This window comes from Bacillus sp. B2-WWTP-C-10-Post-4 (genome assembly GCF_009183805.1).
GTDB classification, from domain to species: domain Bacteria; phylum Bacillota; class Bacilli; order Bacillales; family Bacillaceae_G; genus Bacillus_A; species Bacillus_A cereus.
The window spans coordinates 18413-38335 of the sequence record NZ_WEII01000048.1 but is presented as its reverse complement, the minus strand read 5'-3'; the positions used below and the strand labels follow the sequence as shown (position 1 = coordinate 38335).

The window sequence follows — 19923 nt, the reverse complement described above, 5'->3', positions numbered from 1 at the left end:
AGTTAAAACAACAAGTTACTATAATAAAAAAATAAATATTTAGAAAATTTACAAAAATACTTTACAAAATTTTAAAAAATAGTAGAATATTAATTAATAAGAATTTTCTGATAACGAAAGTTGGTAGAGAAATTCTAAATGTTAATATCGTACATATAATTGGGGAGGGTACAAAAAATGAAGAGAAAAAAGATGAAAAAATTGACAGCGGTCGTAGCACCAGTTTTAGTAATGAGTATGGCATTAACAGCTTGCTCTGGATCAGGAGATAAAGAGAAGGCAAGCACAACACCGAAAAGTGGTGAAAAAGAAGGCGGAAAGCTAGCGGCGAAGCAAGTGCTTAATTTAACAGAGTCTCAAGAGATTCCATCTATGGACTCTGCTAAAGCGACAGACCAAGTATCGTTTCTAGCTTTAAACAACGTAATGGAAGGTTTATATCGACTTGATAAAGATAATAAAGCAACACCAGGAGTTGCTGAATCATATAAAAAGAGTGATGATGGTAAAAAGTATACATTTACATTAAATAAAAATGCAAAATGGTCAAATGGAGAGCCTGTAACAGCGAAAGATTTCGTGTTTGCTTGGAAACGTGCGGTAGATAAAAATACAGCAGCAGAATATGCATACATTATGTTTGATTTGAAAAATGCACAAGCGATTAATGAAGGAAAAGCTGAACTAGATACGTTAGGAGTAAAAGCTGTAGATGACTATACGTTAGAAGTAGAATTAGAAAATCCAGTTCCTTACTTTGTAGAATTAACTTCATTTGGAACATTTTATCCATTAAACGAGAAATTTGTAAAAGAAAAAGGTGAAAAGTACGGTTTAGAATCAGATACGACGTTATACAACGGACCGTTTACATTGACAGACTGGAAACATGAAGAAGGTTGGAAGTTAAAGAAAAATGCACAATATTGGGATAATAAAACAGTGAAGTTAGATGAAATCAACTTTAACGTAGTAAAAGATAGTGGTACACGTGTTAACTTATATGAAAGTGGACAAATCGATCGTTCAGGACTTACATCTGAATTTGTTGACAAATATAAATCAAACCCCGACTTCTTTACACAAAAAACACCGTCAACGTACTTCTTACGCTTAAACCAAAAACGTGGTGGGCAAGATACAGTGTTAAAGAGCAAAGATCTACGTTTAGCGATTGCAAAAGCGTATGATAAAAAAGGCTTAACGAACGTTATTTTAAATGACGGATCTACACCGGCAGATTACTTAGTACCAAAAGAATTTGCTAAGAGCCCAGATGGAAAAGACTTCCGTAAAGAAAATGGAGATATTTTAAAAACAGATGTGAAAAAAGCAAAAGAGCATTGGGAAAAAGCGAAAAAAGAACTTGGAAAAGATGCAATTACAGTAGAACTATTAAACTATGATGGTGATGGTGCGAAAAAAGTAGGAGAATTCTTAAAAGGAGAACTTGAGAAAAACTTACCAGGTTTAACAGTGAATTTGAAAAACCAACCATTTAAACAAAAGTTAAAATTAGAATCAGATCTAGATTATGATTTATCTTACGCTGGTTGGGGACCTGACTACTTAGATCCAATGACATTCATTGATATGTTTGTTACAAATGGCCCTCATAACCAAACAGGATATTCAAATCCTAAATATGATGAAATTGTACAAAAAGGTAAAGGTGAGCTATTAACGAAAACGAAAGAGCGTTGGGATAGCTTACTGAAAGCGGAGAAAATGTTATTGGAAGATGCAGCAATTGCACCATTATATCAACGTGGTGATGCTATCGTTCAAAGACAGAAAGTAAAAGGTATTGTTCACCATCCAGTTGGTGGAGACTACAGCTATAAATGGGCATATATTACAGAGGATAAGTAAGATGGGGGGCGTACAATACGCCCCTTTTTCTATGCACTTTTCTTCCGTGCTCGAATATATAAAATAAAAAAGGGAGAATCCCATGAAGCGAAACACATACATCGATTTCCTAGCTTATTACGGAATAGGAAGTGCTCATCCTGGTGGTTTTACGTTAACAAAACAATTGTTAGCACAACTGCCTTTTAAATATGGAGCGAATGTCCTTGAAATAGGTTGCGGTACGGGAAAAACAGCGGCATATATGACAAGGGAATTTGGTTATAAAGTAACAACTGTTGAAAAGAATGAAATTATGATTCAAAAGGCAAAAGATAGATGGTTGTTTGAAGGGTTAGATATACAATTAATTGAAGGAAGTGTAGAGCATTTACCGTGTTTGAATAACTCATTTGAGTTCGTACTTGGAGAATCAATCATCGCTTTTACAGACAAAGAAAGGGTTATCTCGGAGTGTTATCGTGTATTACAGCAGGACGGTAAGCTTGTTGTCATTGAAATGATTATTGATAGGCACATTGATAAGGGTGAGGAAGAAAAAATCGCCCAATTATATGGCATGAAAGAACTATTAACTGAGAAGGAGTGGGTACAATTATTTCAGAAAGCAAATTTTAAAAGAATTACAATTGCTGGTGGTGGCACGATTGCAGAAACAATCTCTGGCTATGTAGAAGAGCCAGAATGGAATGTATCCTCACATATTCCGAATGAGTTATATGAGGCGTGGATACAGCATGAAAATGTACGGCTTATGTACCAACACATTTTAGGGCATCGTATTTTTATATGTGAAAAATAAAGAAAAAGAGTTGGCTAAAGGTAGCCAACTCTTTACTATGTTAAATGAAAAATAATGCAGCTAATGTAATTCCGAAGATGAAACCAAATCCGAGTTCAACACCCCAGCCACAACCGCCGCCTCCCCAGCCGCCGCAACCACAACTACTACAACCACGACCACCACATCCGCAGCTGCTGAATCCACCACCGCATCCGAATCCACAACTATCACACCTGCTAAGGCCTCCACAAAGGTCACAACCACCGTTTGCATAAGCGTCGTAGTATCCGAACCCTGAATCAAAAGATGAGCGCTGTTGCACCGGTTCGATCCATACAGAGTTTTGTGTCACATCGATTATTTTACCTAAATGTATACGGCCATCACGGTCTTCAATCCGAACAACTTTTCCGAAATAACGTTGGCATGTATCATAACATTTTTGTCTATGCATATTCTTTTCTCCTTCCGCATTACAGTAATACGATATGTAAGGGGGACAAGTGCGGCTTGTACGAATGCCCTATCTATCATAATTGTTATAGGAAAGGGGAAATATAAGAAGAGGATATATAAGGAGGAAAAGGCATGAAATCTACAGATCAGTTTCAGACATACGAAGTACCGTGGGAAGATTTTATTGAAGCGTTACGAGAGGAAATGAAGAAGCAAGTAGGGGCAGATATTATTGATACAGTAGTTTGCAATTTAGAAGATGGTTTTGAAGTGTATACATATGTGCAGGGGGATTTAGATTTTGAATATAAGGAAGCGCTTGAGAGAAAATACGGAAGTGATGCGAAGACACCTAATGTGTTAACGATAATGTTATTAGCTAGTATTTATAATACAGGTGAAGAGAATATACGCTTACATGCGGATCATAAAGAGAATCCGATTGTTGAAGTGTATGTAAAGCAATGAAACACGCTGTGGAAGGCGTGTTTTTTATTTGTATGATAAAATGTTAGAAAATTGAGAAAGAAGGTGAAGGATTGGGAATTAAACATCTTAATTTAACAGTTACAGATGTAACAGCAGCTAGAGAGTTTTTAGAGAAGTATTTTGGTCTAATTTGTAGTGGAACAAGAGGGAATGCCTTTGCAGTTATGCGTGATAATGATGGATTTATACTAACTTTAATGAAAGGAATAGAAGTTCAGTATCCAAAAACATTTCACGTAGGATTTCCACAAGAAAGTGAAGAACAAGTAGATAAGATAAATCAAAGATTGAAGGAAGATGGATTTTTGGTCGAGCCTCCTAAGCATGTCCATGCGTATACGTTTTATGTTGAAGCACCTGGTGGATTTACAATAGAAGTGATGTGTTAAGTCAAAAATCAAACTTTTTGTTATGTGTTTTTAAAATAAAAAGTAGGAAAAGTCTGTTTTAAGTGTGGAGCTTAAACAGGCTTTTTTACTTATAGTATCGGATAGAAAACGCTAGAAGGAATAATATTCAGTTCTTATAACTGTTTACATAATAAAATTATGCTGGGTTCGTGGTCCTAAAATACAAGTCATATATCTTGTTTCCTCTCATAAATTTAAACATAGGAATTTGTCTACAAAGGTGGCGAAGCCTCATCATGAAAATCCGAATTTGTGCCACGTTCATGTTGTTTCTATTTATATGTTTACCTTTATCAGCTTTTGCAAAAGGAGAGGAGGCAAAGGAAAGGGTCGTTTCACTTGTATATGACGATTCGGGCAGCATGAGAAATAACGATCGCTGGAAATATGCCAATTATGCTTTGCAAAGTTTAGTTGCGCTATTGGATGAAAAAGATAAATTTTCTTATGTTCCAATGAGTAAGCCGAATGAGCCATTAAACATTTCGTTAACGAAGGATAAAAGGCAAACAGAAATTGAGGGAATTGGAGCATGGAAAACGTATTTAAATACTCCATTTAGCGCGGTAGAAACGGCGATGCAATCTATAAAAAAGGAAGCAGATATAGATGGAAAACGTGAATTTTGGCTTATTGTATTAACTGACGGGGCATTTAATGATTTAGAGAAAGATAAGGTTGGCGGAAAAGAACAAATTTTGCAGAAATTAGCCCAGTTTAAGAAAGAAATGGATGCAAAAAAGATATCGTTACATCCAGTCTTAATTACGATGGAAGAAGATTTAGGACAACAAGAAAAAGAACAACTAAATACGTTCAAGGAAATATGGAAGAAAGAGATAAATGGTGTTACGATGCCGTCAAACGGAGAAGATGGCATTGTAAAAAGTGTAAATCAAGTGGCAGCATTAGTTGCAAATCGTGATCCATTCTCCTCTGTTGAATCGATTGTAAAAACGAAAGTAGTGGGGAAAAGAGTAGAGATTACAACACCGTTTCCGTTAAAGCGTATGACGCTTGTACGACAATCGCCTTCTCTGCCCGATTATCAGGTCACACAAATTTCTAAACCATTACAATTACAATCTTCTTTTTCCATACATGCACCAGGAGAAGCAAAATTGTTCGGAAATATAGTTCATATAAGTACGGAAAATGAGGAAGTTATTAAACCAGGAACTTATACGATAGAAGTGGACCAGGACATTGAGAAAGAAGGACTACAAGTACTAGTTGAACCAGCGCTTAATTATACGGTTTCTACTTATGCCAAAGATGATAGTAGTCAAAAAAATGTAGAGAAAATGTATGAAGGTGTTACTGCTGTTATTGAAGCAAAGCCTACGGAGTTGCCAGTTCAGTCTTCTTACTTTCAGGCAGAATTAGAAATAGAAGGAAAACAGTACCCGATGAAGTGGGACGATAAAAAACATGTATTTTACTACGAAATGAAGATTGCTAAAGGGCTAGTGCGTGGGAAAGTTCATATGAACATAAAGGGATTTTACAGACAGACGAAAGAATTTAAAATCGAAGTAACGGAAAAACCAAAATTATCACTACAAACGATTACGAAAGATTATGAAGAAAAAGTAACAAATTTAGAGAATAGTAAACCGTTTATTATACAACCACAGTTAGATGGTAAGCCGATGACAGAAGAGGCTGTAAAGAAACTATTAAAATCTACTGGTGTCACATCTAAACAATCAATCAACTATGAAATAAAGCAACATGGAAATCAAATCTATGTTTATCCTCGTCCCTATTACTCCGACACATTTAATTTTACAGATACCGGCACCGTAGAAGCTACCATCGTAATGCAGGATTCAAAGTTACAAGAAGTAAAGAAAAACATAACATTCCATATTCAAGATGCTCCGTTTTATGAAAAATATGCGCTTATTTTTAAGTTTGTCATTCCTATCACTTTATTACTACTAGTAGTAGGAATCATTGTTTTAGGATGGATTGTTCGGCCAAGATTTCACCGGAAAGCACTACTGTATTATGAATGGGATCAAGAGGTAGCGAAAGATTGGCTATATCAATCTGAACCAGAATTACTTCGAAATAAATGGTGGAACCATTATTTTGGTATCCCATTTAGAGCAGAAAGAAAAACAGTGCAATCCGTTACGTTTATAGCGAAGAAAGGTTCGAAATCTGTCTTTGTAGCGAAAGAATCACAAGTAGTTGGAATGATTATTGATGGGATGTTTATAACAAAGGATGAAGTAGGAATGGAACATAAGACACTATATCCAAATGAACTTTTACTAATTGATAGAGGATATGGTAAAGAGATTTACAAGTACGAATGTGAATAGTAGATAGGGAAAAGAAGGGGATGGAGTATTGATTCTCTTTCCCTTTTTTCAAACAAGCAAGAATAGGAAGGTGGTTCACATGACATTACAAGTTCCAACAATATTAATTGGTTTAGGTGGAATCGGTAGTACTGTGACGCATCAAATATATGAAAAATTACCTGAAGAGCGCCGGAAAAAGGTAGCAATGCACGTATTTGATACAGATGTGAATACATTGAGTAAATTTGATCATATTCGAAAGTTTAAGACACAAACGAGTTCTAGTAAAACGCCCAGGGAGTATATTGCAGGAGATCCAACAATCCCAGAGTGGTTTCCGATGGATCCGACTATACTTGATAAACCATTAACAGAAGGAGCAGGACAGTTACGCGTCATTTCACGTTTAGCGTTACGTGCTGCGATGAAAGAAGATAAATTAACGTCCTTTTGGCAAGAAATTGAGAAAATTTTTCCGGTTACAAGTGATCAAACAGAATATGGTGTGCGTGTCATTATAGTAACATCACTAGCAGGCGGAACAGGTTCGGGGATGTTTCTGCAAATTGCATTATATTTACGTGAAATGCTTCGGAAGAAATTGCAGCATCATAACATTTTAATACGCGGTGCGTTTTTAATGCCGGATGTTTTAGTAAAGACGAGAACAGTTAGTGGGAAAGAGTTTGAAACGGTGCAAGCGAACGGCTATGCATCGTTAAAAGAATTACATGCTATTACGCTCGGTTCTACTGGAGAATTATCAAAACGCGGCGGTGTAACAATTGAATTAGAGTATCGCCCTGATCAAGTAGATGAAGACGGAAGAACGAATCATACAATTAAACAACATCATTTACCGTACAATTATTGTTTCTTATACGATTATGAAAACCTACATGGACACCATTTACACAATTTATCAGATTATATGGAACAGATGGCAAATACAATTTATTTACAGTTATTTAGCCCGATGTCCACAAGTCATTTTGCACAAGAAGACAATCAAATTCAGCAATTAGCAGAATCAAGCGGAAAAGGACGATATTGCGGGGCAGGAACGGCAAAACTCATTTATCCGTATAAGCATGTGTTAAAATATTGTGCTTTAAAATGGGCTGTGCAAGGTTTAGATGAATCGTGGCTTCATTTAGATCAACTGTTTCAAGAGAAGAAGCAAAGATATGACCAAGATGTAAAACGTGGGATGCAGCGTGAAAAGCCGGAGAGAGGTAAAAGTTATTTAAAGGACTTGGAACATCTTGCTACCCGTCCAGAGCAAGCTCATATTTTCTATAGACAAATGTACAATGAAACACGTGAAGGAGCAGAGGGTGGTAAGCTCGGAGTTGCGAAATCAAAACTGTTTTTAGAAGCTGTAGAAAGTTATGTACAACGAACGGTGCAAAAAGATGAGGAATTAAATCGTTTGCAACATGATTGTAAAATTTCAGCTGCGAAACTGAAAATGATGGAACAAATGAAAGGCGAAGTGGCAAGAGTGGATCATGCGGTTCGCTTATATGCATATGCGATTCCGAGCCGTGTACATGAACATGTAACGACACTTTTATATGACATGATTGAATCAGACCGCTTTTCACCAAGTGGTTCTGAAGGGCAGTCCTATCAATTAAATACATGGTTTTTAAAGAAAACAGATCCAGTTCACCCAGTAGCAGCACGTTTTATGTTATATGAAATTCGAAAACAGTTAGTAGAAAAAATGAATCGATTACATGAAAATAATGAACAAAAGCGAAATGTAATTCAAAACTACGATAAAAAATTTAATGTGGGTAATATCGATGGAACGGTAACGGCTGTACGCCGAGTAGAAATTGCTCAACAACAAGGCTGGTTTGGAAAAATGATTAATAATCAGCAACGTTTATTCAAAAGAGAATTTGAAGACATCATAACGCAATATGTACACAAATTAAATGAATATCGAAAAGAAATGCTATTAGAACTTGTATATCAATCGCTATATCAAGCAGTTAATAAAATGATTCAATATTGGGAAAGATTTTTTGATAATTTACATGAAACACGTGAAAATTTACTGTTTGAAATCCAAAAGCGCAGTAAGGAATTTGAAGGGAAAACAAACCCGACGAATGTATATGTATTAGCTGAGGAACAGCTGCAAGAAAAGATATGGCAAGATATGCAGCAACATTTAAATTTAGGTGTACTACCGAAAGATATATCAGCGGAAATTTATATGAGTTTGTACGGGGAATATTGTCGTGATGCGAAAACAGAAGAGATTCAGTCGAAAAAGGTAGAGGATTTCTACCGAGAACATATACTGAGCTATTGTTATGACGAACTGCAAGTACGCTATCGTGATAAATTAGAACTGAATATCATTGAAGCGTTGCGAAAAGAAGCAGATTATAAGAAACGTGATCGCGATGAATACGTTCGTGAAAAAATTGAAGACCTGTTCCATTTAGCGAGTCCATTCGTTCCGAAAGTTGCTCATCATAGGGAATTACAATATTGGGGTATACATCCTTCTTTAAAGAAAGAGCTGCAAGAGGAATTAATTCAAGAAATGTTTAAAGAAAAAGATACAGTACATGAAGCCTTTTCGCCATTTGAAGTAATCTGTTATCGAGCGCATTACGGCTTATCGCTGCAAGATTTTCCTAAATTATCATCAGGACATATTTCAAACGGATTTATGAATGATAAAGGTGACTATTTCCAATCGTATTATCGCCGTGTAAATAAATTAAATAGTAAAAAATCTAGTTTAACGCCGCATTTAGATAAGTATTGGCACTTACCAGCCTTTATGCCAGATTTAAACGCGACTCAAACAAAATTAGATTATGATAAATGTAATCGTGCATTACTATACGCATATATGTATCGCTGGATTAGTTTAGTTGCTGTTGATGGACAATTTGTGTATCAATATAACGGTGTAGGACGTAGCTTTTTAATTCAGTCGATGGGGAAAAATATTTCAAGCGAAAGTTATAAATTACACAGAGCATTGCTTCATAATCCGTTTATTTATGAAAACATCTTGTCACGATTTGAAGAAGAGCAAGAAAAGGCGATGATACAAGGTGGACATTTATATACACATCCGTTCGTATTAGGAGCCCAAGATGTAAGATGGCTTAGAAAAGAACATGTCCACAATCTTTTAGATATGATTTTAATGTATGACCGTGAAGCGAAGTATGATCCGACATTAGAAGAAACATCAGATGAATTATTAAGACTATTCCTCGATGAAATCGAGTTGTATTTCCAGAACTATTACGGTACAGGTGCCGATATGGTGGCAAAGAAAGAGAAAGAAATGTTTATTAAACAATTGTGGGATCGTTCGTATGCGAAAGGATATGTAGATCCAAATAGTGCTCCTTATAAAAAGTGGCAAAATTTATTAAGCGTTCATGATGAAGAGGAAACGTCAAAAACGAATGTATAATGAAAGAATAGGGAATCCTTAAAAGTGGCAATACAACTTTAGAAAAGAGGGATTCCGATGCCGTTTTTAGGAAGTGTATATCAAATATTTGGATTGTATCCAGAAATTTATTATGGAATGATTTCAGCTGAACTTGCAGAGCAGCAAAGATTGGAAGAAGTGGAAAACGAAGAACAAGAGACAGAAGTGTAACTGTATAAGAAGTTTCAAAATAATAATGATAACACGCTATTTACTCTTTAAATGTATAAGAGCAAGTAGCGTGTTTTTTACTATTTAATAATCCCGTTTTCTAAAATTTTAATAGTAGGAGTTACTTTCACGTTAGCTTTTGAAAAGGCACTTGGCCAATCATCTTCAACTTGTTTCCATTCTTTATAACGAAATGCTCTCGCATAATCACCAAATCCGAATGGATCGAGTTGCTGTTTCTGAATTTTGTGGATTAATTCGTTTAAATCTTTGTTTAGTTGTTTTGTAATAAGAGAAGTTAATTTTTTTCTATCACTATCTATATCCATGTTGAATGTAAGTTCAGATACGGCAATTTTTAAATCCATTTTAATATTAAATTTGAATCGGTTATCGCTATAGTCTGTACCGATATCATGATTCATACTAAGGACGTTTATTGTTATAAAATCGTTGCCCTTTGTATCTTTTAGATGGCTATTACTTTCAACTAAATTAGAGGGGATTTTCATTGTAAGTGAAACGGGTATATTAGCTTTCTTTTGCACCATAAGAAGAAGGGCACTTTCATAGCGATTTAAAGACATCTTATAAGCTCCACGAGAGGTTAATAGTGCCGAACCAGTAACAATAACATCTTTCTTCCCTTTTTTTATTTCTGAAATAGCAGGAGTTACCCCTTTATTAAAAGTTTGTCTATGAAATTCATGGAATGTCGTAAACACGGTCCGATTGTATAGTTTGTTCGTATTAATTAAATCTGTTAAATATTCAGGAAGAGCAGGCTTATCTTTGAAATTATTATATATAACAGAAGAAACGGGGCCATCTACTGCAACCATGCGCATATTTCCTGTATTTTTAGGATCGCGATACCAAACATCCAGATAAGGCATAGCTCCTTCTTGTTTTAAAAAATTCGTGCTAAACAATATGAGCTGTAACTTTTCTGTGGACACTAAACCGCTGCTTGAACTGTTAAACGTATCTTTTGCTTCTCGGGGTGTATGTACTTTCGCTTCATGAATTTCGTACTTTTTCTCTACATCTTCATTAAAAATAGGATTTACGTGATACACAATTAATTTTCCTTTTGCTTTTGCGTCAAAACCGTAAATTAATGAGATGGATTGTTTTTCTAAATCAAGCCGATCTTCACAACCTGCTAAAAAAATTATGAGAAAACAAAATATAATAAAACGAATAAAGCGTCTCATTTAAACTTTTCTCCTTTTCCAATGCTGATAAAGTGTCATGTATAAGAGAAATACAATCGGGAATAGAAAAACGATAAAATAACTAGCAGTTCCCCAAAATTCCCGCAACGCACTTATCTGATAAGAAGAAGGGATATAAAAGAATAAGATGAAAATACACCCGAATAATAAAAAATAAATAGGTAATGAACTCCCTTTTTTGTTAAGTAATTGATTAATTCCATCTGAAGCAGTGAAAATATAAGGAATACAGGAATCAAAAATAATAAAGAGATAAAATGATAAAAAGATAATTTCAAATCGCTCAAGAAATGAGAAGTGAAACGGTGTAACAAGAGAAAGAGTCGGCCATAAAAACTTTGTTATACCATCTGGACTAAAATAAATAAAAGAAACGAACGTGATTTGAAGATAAATAAATAACGTAATCAAATTCGCAATAATAATTCCTTTTTTTGCAGATGCTTTGTTAGTTAAATAAGGATAAAGGACAAATGCAAACTCGAATCCGAGAAACGCAATGATAGTTGATTTCACGGTGTTTAGAATTGGTAGCCATCCTTCCTTGATGAGAGGAAGAAGATATATAAAATGCCCATCTTTAAGAGGAATAAATAATAATAATGGCATCCAAAGTGTAAAGATGACAGTAAAAACAGCAAAGCGACTAATAATAAGTGCCCCTTTACATGCAAGCATAAGCATTGGAATGGATAACAAAATCATAATTAAAGACATAGGAGATCTAGGTAAAATCCAAATATGAATAACGTATAAGAGGGAAAAAATTAAGGAAACAGCTGCGAGTACAGCATATAAAATCCAAAAAATCATTACTACTCTTCCTAGCCATTTTCCAAGATAACGTATCAGCACATCAAGTAAAGTATATCCTGGATGTTTTTCCATGATTTTTACAATACATAGACTGACTAAAGTGGTAATGACACATCCGATAATAATAGACATCCAGCCATCTGTATTCGCTCCTTGTGCAACTTCACGCGGAAGTGTAAGTACGCCGAACCCGACTTGAACACCACTAATAGTTAAAATGTATTGAAATAAAGTGATCTCCCTCTTTGCACGTTTTGTCACTTATTCTCCTCCTTTTCCTCAACATCTCTTTGCCGGTTATCTTGTTTTAATTGTAGAGATAGTGGCCGTTTCTTCATAATTTTCCATGGGAAACGTACAAGGGTATCTTTTAAATCCGAAGCATATGACGGAGAAAAAGGACTACCATATGGCACACCAAGTGATTCCATAGAAAGAATATGGATGATAATAATTGCCATTCCAACCATAATTCCAATGACGCCAAATAAAGAGGCGGCTATCATCATTGGGAATCGAAGAAGCCGAATTCCTGCTGACATTTCTAAGTTGGGAATAATGAAAGAGGCAACCGCAGTAATTGATACGACGATAACCATAACGTTACTAACAATCCCAGCTTGAACCGCAGCTTGTCCAATTACAATTCCTCCTACGACGCCGATTGTTTGTCCAACAGGTCCAGGGAGCCGAATCGCTGCTTCTCGGAGCATTTCGAGAACTAATTCCATTAATAAAGCTTCTAATATGGGGGGGAAAGGAATTTTGGCTCGAGATCCTCCAATCGTTAACAACAATTTGAGCGGAATCACTTCATAATGGAAGGAAATCATAGCAATATAAAGAGCAGGAGCAAATATTGCAATAAATAGTCCAGTGAAACGAAGGAGTCGTATAAAAGATGGAATCATAGGTCTGAAGCTGTAATCATCTATCGTCTGGAAAAAGGATGAAAAGGTCATAGGTCCTATTAATACGCCTGGTGAGCGATCTACAATAACGGCAATTCGCCCATCTAGAATATGATGTGCTGTTGTGTCAGGACGTTCAGTTATTGATAATTGCGGAAAGAGAGTAAAGGAATTATCTTCAACAAACCCCTCTAATTCACCAGTAGTAAGAATCGCATCAACTTTTACTGACTCGATACGGGATGCCATTTCTTTTACGACATTTTCGTTCGCAACATCTGCTAGATAAAGCAAAAAAACCTTTGAAGTAGCTCGTTCACCAACAGTGAATTCCTTCACTTTCAATTCGCGATTTGGAATATATCGACGAATAAGTGCAAGGCTATCGCTCGCTACTTCATTAAATCCTTCGTGTGAGCTTTTTATGGAGCTCTCTGTTGTAGGTTCTTCAATACTCCTTTTTGGTGCCGCTTGCGTATCAAGCTCTAAAGCGGATAGTTGCCCGTTTATAAATAAAATACTTTTGCCGTGTAAAAGAGATTGTTCAATTTCTGTCCACTGTTGAACTTTTTTTATATTTCCGATAGAAACAGAAGCTTCCCAAAAATCGTCTTCATTCCACTCTTTAAATAAGAGAGGACGAAGAATGTTTACGTTAATAACAGTTTTGTCTACAAGTCCTTCCATATATATAAGTGCAGCTTCCTGTCCGTTTTTTAATGGAAAAGTGCGTGTTATTAATTCTGGAATACCGCTAAACAGTTTGGACAAGTGCTTTAAATTAAGGGAAAGGGAAGAAGAGATAGATTTATTTAATGCGTAATCAGCTTGCTCTTGGGTAGAAAAAGATTTTTCACCACGCATCCATTTATTAAAAGACCCCATTTGTTCGCTTACTCCTTGTTATGTTTTATATGGGTTATTATGGATAGTTACAAGCTGACATATGCGTAGTTTAAATTTTATATTGTATATTTTTTACTTTAACGCTATAATTATAGTGTTAAAGATGGAATCGTGATATGACCTGTTATGACTCTATCGTTTTATTTATGAATAAATGGATTGGTATTTTAGCAAGATGTGCTAATAAACTACTCCACCATGATAATAACGTGCCGAAATATGGTGCGTATATTTTCGTGGTGGAGTTTTTTTATTCTCAAAAAGGGGGAAAGACCATGAATAACAACATGGTTCATATTACAATTGACGGAAAAAAGTATACAGCGGAGCCCGGTTCAACGATATTGGGTGTTATTAATGAGAACGGGATTGAACATCCGCAAATTTGTTATGTGCCAGAAGTAGATCCTATTCAAACATGTGACACTTGTATTGTAGAAGTTGACGGAAAGTTAATGCGTTCTTGTTCGACGATAGCAACGGAAGGTATGAGCATTGAACGTGCTTCTGTTCGCGCAAAAGAAGCACAAACAGAGGCGATGGATCGGTTACTAGAAAATCATTTATTATACTGTACAGTATGTGACAACAACAATGGGAACTGTAAACTGCATAATACAGCAGAATTAATGGAAATTGAACATCAAAAATATCCGTATGAACCGAAAGTAGATGTAAGTGAAGTTGATATGACGCATCCGTTTTATCGCTATGATCCTAATCAATGTATTGCATGCGGTCAATGCGTTGAGGTGTGTCAAAACTTACAAGTAAATGAAACGTTATCGATAGACTGGGAAGCGGAACGCCCACGAGTTATTTGGGATGAAGGAGTAAATATTAATGATTCTTCATGCGTTAGCTGTGGTCAATGTGTAACGATTTGTCCTTGTAACGCTTTAATGGAGAAAACGATGCTCGGTGAAGCTGGATTTATGACGGGATTGAAACCAGATATTCTTGAACCGATGGTAGATTTAATTAAAGAAGTTGAGCCTGGATATAGCGGTATTTTTGCAGTATCAGAAGTGGAAGCGGCCATGCGTGATACTCGTACGAAGAAAACGAAAACAGTATGTACATTTTGTGGTGTAGGTTGTTCGTTTGAAGTGTGGACGAAGGGGCGTAAAATCCTTAAAGTACAGCCATCTTCAGATGCACCAGTTAACGCAATTTCCACTTGTGTAAAAGGGAAATTTGGTTGGGATTTCGTAAATTCTAAAGAACGAATAACAAAACCTTTAATTCGTAAAAATGGAACGTTTGTTGAATCTACATGGGAAGAAGCACTGAATGTAGTTGCAAATAAATTAGGTGCTATTAAAGAAGAGTACGGTAAAGGTTCTATCGGATTTATTTCTTCCTCTAAAATTACAAATGAAGACAATTATGTAATTCAAAAATTAGCTCGACAAGTATTTGGAACGAATAATATTGATAACTGCTCACGTTATTGCCAATCACCAGCAACGGATGGTTTGTTCCGTACAATTGGTATGGGCGGTGATGCCGGAACGATTAAAGATATTGCGCAATCTGGTCTTGTTATTATTGTAGGATGTAATCCGACAGAAGGGCATCCTGTTCTAGCTACACGTATTAAACGTGCACATAAATTACACGGACAAAAGTTAATTGTAGCTGATCTTCGTAAAACCGAAATGGCAGAGCGATCAGATGTCTTTATTAGTCCAAAACAAGGAACAGATCAAGTTTGGTTAATGGCTGTTACGAAATATATGATCGATCAAGGTTGGCATGATCAGGAATTTATTAATGAGAATGTAAACTTCTTTGAAGATTTCAAAGAAAGCCTAGAAGAATATACACTTGAATATGCAGAAGAAGTAACAGGTATTTCAAAAGAAACACTTATTCAAATAGCTGAAATGATTCGTGATGCAGATGGTACATGTATCCTTTGGGGTATGGGGGTAACGCAAAATACAGGTGGTTCTGATACTTCCGCTGCAATTTCAAACTTACTTCTTGCAACAGGGAACTATCGTCGTCCAGGAGCAGGTGCATACCCACTTCGAGGTCACAATAACGTACAAGGTGCTTGTGATATGGGTACTTTACCAGGATGGCTTCCAGGATATCAGCACGTTACTAACGAAATGGAACGTGCGAAATTTGAAACTGCTTACGGAGTGAAAATTGATAGTGAACCAGGTCTTAATAATATTGAAATGCTTCACGCAATTGACGAAGGAAAAATGAAAGCAATGTATCTTGTCGGAGAAGATATGGCTCTTGTAGATTCTAATGCAAATCATGTACATGAAGTGTTATCGAGCCTTGATTTCTTCGTTGTGCAAGATGTTTTCCTTTCTAAAACTGCTCAATATGCAGATGTTGTATTACCAGCAGCGCCATCTCTTGAGAAAGAAGGTACTTTCACAAATACAGAGCGCCGTGTCCAAAGATTATATCAAGTTCTTCCTACGCTAGGAGATGCGAAACCAGACTGGTGGATCGTCCAGGAAGTTGCGAATAAACTAGGTGCAAACTGGAATTATAGCCACCCAAGTGAAATCTTTGCTGAGATGGCAAGTTTATCACCATTGTTCTCGCAAGCGAACTATGAAGTGCTTGAAGGATGGAACAGTTTCCATTGGGGAAGTTTTGATGGAACGAATACACCACTTCTGTTCCAAGACGGATTTAACTTCCCAGATAAAAAAGCTCGTTTTGCGATTGCTGACTGGGTACGTCCAGCTGAATTTCCAGCTGAGTTTGACCTTCACATTAACAACGGTCGTATGCTTGAGCATTTCCATGAAGGGAATATGACAAATAAATCAACAGGTATTCAAACGAAAGTACCTGGTGTTTTCATTGAAATCTCTCCAGACCTTGCAAAAGAACGTGACGTAAAAACAGGTTCGTTGGTTCGTCTTGTCTCTCCTTTTGGAGCATTAAAATTACGTGCACTCGTTACAGATCGTGTAAAAGCGAATGAGTTATATTTACCGATGAACTCTACAGATAACGAAACGGCAATTAATTTCTTAACAGGTCCTGCTGTGGATGTACGTACAAATACACCTGCGTATAAACAAACGAAAGTACGTATGGAAGTATTAGAAGTTGAGGGCGAAAATCCGATGCCAAAAGCGAACCCACGTAATAAAAAACGTCACCCTCAAGCTGGAATTGAGGTACATCGTAAGTGGGCACGTCCAGGGTATGTGCATTTAACGGATAAGTAGGAGGAGAAAACTATGGCTGCACCTATAAAAATGATTCAAAAACAAGAATTAACTGAGGAAGAAATAAAACAGCAAAAATTAGATGATTTAAAGGAGCTTTTAACTAATAATGAAGAAGCTCTAAATCAGATGTTTAATATAGTAGGGGAATTAAATGACATTGGAATGCTAGAAGCTGCAAATTCTATGCTGAAAGCGAAAGAACCAATTGCAAAGATCGTTCTAGGTCAAGTAACTCGTGAGCCTGTTACAAATTTAATTAATAATATGATGGGTGCTGCAGGGGCGTTAACTGAACTTGACCCAGAACTTACGAAAAAGCTTATAGGTAGTTTATTAGTCGGGCTAGAAGAAGGTAATGAACATCTAGAAAGTAATAAAAAAGTAGGGGTATTCGATCTTATGAAAGTATTGAAAGACCCAGATATTAACCGTGCTATCGGGTTTGGGCTTCATTTCTTAAAAGGTATGGGGAAAGGGTTAAAAGACGAATAAACTTCATGAAGTGAACCTTTCTGCCCAAATATTTGTACGAAATAGTTTGGGCGGAAGGCTCATTTTGGTAAAATATATAATAAAGTAAAATGAGGCTTTTGGGAGGTATAATTGTATGTCAAAAAAAGTACATGAATTTAATGATATGATACGAAAACTTCGAAAGGAACTTTTCGGAAAAGGACCAGAACGAATTCATACTGTTTTTGCGGAAAATATGGCTATAGCGACTCTTTATGGAAACTTAACACCTACTGAAAAATTTATTTCAAGTACGATGGACGGTGCGGAAATGGTTCATATGGCTAGAACGAAAATGATTCAAGAAGTGTATGCTGTGAATTCACGTGAACATTTGGAGGAACTTGTTGGAGCGAAATTAGTGAATTTGTTTTCAGATATGAAAGTAGAAGAAGATATTGCAGTTTCTGTATTTGTTTTTGATAAAAATATAACGTGAGAGAAGGATACTGATCGTGAAACCGATACAGGTAGAAAGAGAAATCTTTCGTTATGAACAAGGAGCATTTAAACATATAGAGGACAGCATTGTAACAGAGTTTCCTGTCACCATTAAAATGAACGGACAGGAGTTTGTTACAATGGTTAGTACTCCAGAATATATAGAAGATATGGTAATAGGCTTCTTAGCGTCTGAAGGAATCATTCGGAAGTATGAAGATATTGATAGTGTATGGGTGCAGGAGAAAGAAGGATTTGTGCATGTAACAACGACAAAAGTAAATCCGTATTATGAACAAATGCAAAATAAACGCTATATTACGTCTTGTTGTGGTATGAGTAGGCAAGGGTTTGTTTTTGCAAATGATGCACTAAGTGCAAAAAAAATGAAGGGTGTCCATGTACAGGTTGCTGCAGAGGATTGTTTTCGGTTAATGAAAGAAATGCAGCAATCTGCGGATACGTTTCATCATACTGGTGGGGTTCATAATGCAGCTTTATGTGATGTGAATGGTATTATTTTAAGTCGAATGGATATTGGTAGGCATAATGCATTAGACAAAATTTACGGTTATTGTTTAAGAAACGATATTTCTATAAAAGATAAAATCATTGTTTTTAGTGGTCGTATTTCTTCGGAAATATTATTGAAAGTTGCAAAAATCGGTTGTGAAATTATACTATCAAAATCAGCTCCAACTGAGTTAGCTTTGCAACTAGCGGAAGATTTAGGTATTACGACAATAGGATTTATTCGTAATCACTCCTTAAATGTATATACCCATCCAGAACGTGTTTTAAATATAAAATAAAAGTGAGGCAATGAAGATGAAATCAGTTACATTAGACAAGTTGCAACGTCCGTTAAAGGATTTACGTATTTCAGTTACTGATCGCTGTAATTTTCGCTGTCGATATTGTATGCCAGAAGAAATATTTGGTCCTGATTACTCGTTTTTGTCTAATGATAAAATTTTATCTTTTGATGAAATTGAAAGGATAACACGTATTTTCGTTTCTTTAGGTGTGAGAAAATTACGGATTACGGGCGGAGAACCGTTACTTCGAAGAGGGCTTCCAAAGCTTATTGAGCGCCTTAATAAAATTGATGGTGTAGAAGATATCGGTTTAACAACCAATGGATCGTTACTTAAAAAGTTTGCTCCTGATTTATATAAGGCGGGACTATCACGTGTAACAGTTAGCTTAGATTCCTTAGAAGAAGAGCGGTTTTTCTATTTAAATGGTAATAGGAGCAAAGTGCAAAGGGTTCTGGAAGGAATACAGGCTGCAGCTGAAGTTGGAATGAAAATTAAAATAAACATGGTCGTTCAAAAGGGAAAAAACGAACAGGACATTTTGCAGATGGCGCAATATTTTAAGGAAAATAAGCATATTCTTCGTTTTATTGAGTATATGGATGTTGGAAATTATAATGGTTGGGATTTAAAAGAGGTCGTCTCTAAACAAGAAATAGTAGATACGATTCATCAAGTTATGCCGTTAGAACGGATAGAAGCAAATTATTCTGGTGAAGTGGCTACTAGGTATCGTTATATAGGAAGCGATGAGGAAATAGGTATTATTTCATCAGTAACAGATTCTTTTTGCTCATCATGTACGAGAGCTCGTATTTCTGCAGAAGGAAAATTATATACTTGCTTATTTGCTTCTAAAGGAAATGATTTAAGAGAATTGCTTCGTTCTGAACATACAGATGAGGACATTACAGATGTAGTACGCGATATATGGAATAATAGGGAAGATCGTTATTCAGATGAACGATTAAATCATACAAATAAGAAAACAATACCTAAAATTGAAATGTCACATATCGGTGGTTAATATATAAAGCTAGCTTCATAGTGAAAAATGGAAAATTTACAAGAGTTGTGGATTTTC

At 35.9% G+C, this 19923-nt stretch carries 16 protein-coding genes; 12 read left to right on the top strand and 4 right to left on the bottom strand.

What is annotated here, in order from left to right:
* Positions 1-177: 177 nt before the first annotated feature.
* Together GBN78_RS18480 and GBN78_RS18475 are read left to right on the top strand one after the other, a co-directional pair.
* The gene (locus GBN78_RS18480; protein ID WP_000823447.1) at positions 178-1872 is read left to right on the top strand and encodes a peptide ABC transporter substrate-binding protein; all 1695 of its coding nucleotides are present in this window, start codon (positions 178-180) and stop codon (positions 1870-1872) included.
* Between the two features lie 82 nt (positions 1873-1954).
* A complete protein-coding gene (locus GBN78_RS18475) occupies positions 1955-2674 on the top strand; it encodes a class I SAM-dependent methyltransferase (RefSeq protein ID WP_000828252.1) in 720 nt (239 codons plus the stop codon).
* 40 nt (positions 2675-2714) lie between these two features.
* Here GBN78_RS18475 and GBN78_RS18470 read toward each other — a convergent pair whose 3' ends face one another.
* Positions 2715-3110, bottom strand: coding sequence for a hypothetical protein (locus tag GBN78_RS18470; protein ID WP_000554977.1), 396 nt, complete (start codon positions 3108-3110; stop codon positions 2715-2717).
* A gap of 134 nt (positions 3111-3244) precedes the next feature.
* Between GBN78_RS18470 and GBN78_RS18465 the strand changes: the two genes are divergently transcribed.
* The 5 genes from GBN78_RS18465 to GBN78_RS18445 all read left to right on the top strand — a co-directional run bounded on the left by GBN78_RS18465 (position 3245) and on the right by GBN78_RS18445 (position 9978).
* Positions 3245-3580, top strand: coding sequence for a hypothetical protein (locus tag GBN78_RS18465; RefSeq protein ID WP_000842883.1), 336 nt, complete (start codon positions 3245-3247; stop codon positions 3578-3580).
* 71 nt (positions 3581-3651) lie between these two features.
* Positions 3652-3990 (top strand): VOC family protein, encoded by a 339-nt coding sequence (locus tag GBN78_RS18460; RefSeq protein ID WP_152127590.1) that lies wholly within the window; start codon positions 3652-3654, stop codon positions 3988-3990.
* A 257-nt stretch (positions 3991-4247) separates the two neighbouring features.
* Positions 4248-6344: a vWA domain-containing protein gene (locus tag GBN78_RS18455; RefSeq protein WP_000702075.1), complete on the top strand. Its 2097-nt coding sequence runs from the start codon at positions 4248-4250 to the stop codon at positions 6342-6344.
* A 79-nt stretch (positions 6345-6423) separates the two neighbouring features.
* A complete protein-coding gene (locus GBN78_RS18450; protein WP_152127589.1) occupies positions 6424-9786 on the top strand; it encodes a tubulin-like doman-containing protein in 3363 nt (1120 codons plus the stop codon).
* A 57-nt stretch (positions 9787-9843) separates the two neighbouring features.
* Entirely contained in the window at positions 9844-9978 is a 135-nt protein-coding gene (locus GBN78_RS18445; protein WP_001116177.1) for a hypothetical protein, read from the top strand.
* An 80-nt stretch (positions 9979-10058) separates the two neighbouring features.
* Here the strand turns inward: GBN78_RS18445 and GBN78_RS18440 are convergent, their stop codons facing one another.
* Genes GBN78_RS18440 through GBN78_RS18430 form a run of 3 tightly spaced genes read right to left on the bottom strand, consistent with a single transcriptional unit; the run spans position 10059 to position 13828 of the window.
* The gene (locus tag GBN78_RS18440) at positions 10059-11195 is read right to left on the bottom strand and encodes a Ger(x)C family spore germination protein (protein ID WP_152127588.1); all 1137 of its coding nucleotides are present in this window, start codon (positions 11193-11195) and stop codon (positions 10059-10061) included.
* The gene (locus GBN78_RS18435; protein ID WP_098940449.1) at positions 11196-12293 is read right to left on the bottom strand and encodes an endospore germination permease; all 1098 of its coding nucleotides are present in this window, start codon (positions 12291-12293) and stop codon (positions 11196-11198) included.
* A complete protein-coding gene (locus tag GBN78_RS18430; protein ID WP_152127587.1) occupies positions 12290-13828 on the bottom strand; it encodes a spore germination protein in 1539 nt (512 codons plus the stop codon). The genes GBN78_RS18435 and GBN78_RS18430 overlap by 4 nt, the downstream gene beginning before the upstream one ends.
* A 296-nt stretch (positions 13829-14124) precedes the next feature.
* Here GBN78_RS18430 and fdhF point away from each other — a divergent pair, with 296 nt between their 5' ends.
* From fdhF to moaA, 5 genes are all read left to right on the top strand, one after another.
* A complete protein-coding gene (gene fdhF, locus GBN78_RS18425) occupies positions 14125-17064 on the top strand; it encodes a formate dehydrogenase subunit alpha (RefSeq protein WP_152127586.1) in 2940 nt (979 codons plus the stop codon).
* A 12-nt stretch (positions 17065-17076) separates the two neighbouring features.
* On the top strand, positions 17077-17559 hold the full coding sequence (locus tag GBN78_RS18420) for a helical membrane plugin domain-containing protein (RefSeq protein WP_000729897.1): 483 nt from the start codon (positions 17077-17079) through the stop codon (positions 17557-17559).
* Between the two features lie 115 nt (positions 17560-17674).
* Complete coding sequence (locus tag GBN78_RS18415; protein ID WP_000039583.1) at positions 17675-18019, top strand: Na-translocating system protein MpsC family protein; 345 nt, start codon at positions 17675-17677, stop codon at positions 18017-18019.
* Between the two features lie 16 nt (positions 18020-18035).
* Positions 18036-18833: a formate dehydrogenase accessory sulfurtransferase FdhD gene (fdhD, locus tag GBN78_RS18410; RefSeq protein ID WP_000802689.1), complete on the top strand. Its 798-nt coding sequence runs from the start codon at positions 18036-18038 to the stop codon at positions 18831-18833.
* Positions 18834-18849: 16 nt separating this feature from the next.
* Positions 18850-19866: a GTP 3',8-cyclase MoaA gene (gene moaA / locus GBN78_RS18405; RefSeq protein WP_000844124.1), complete on the top strand. Its 1017-nt coding sequence runs from the start codon at positions 18850-18852 to the stop codon at positions 19864-19866.
* Positions 19867-19923: the final 57 nt, after the last annotated feature.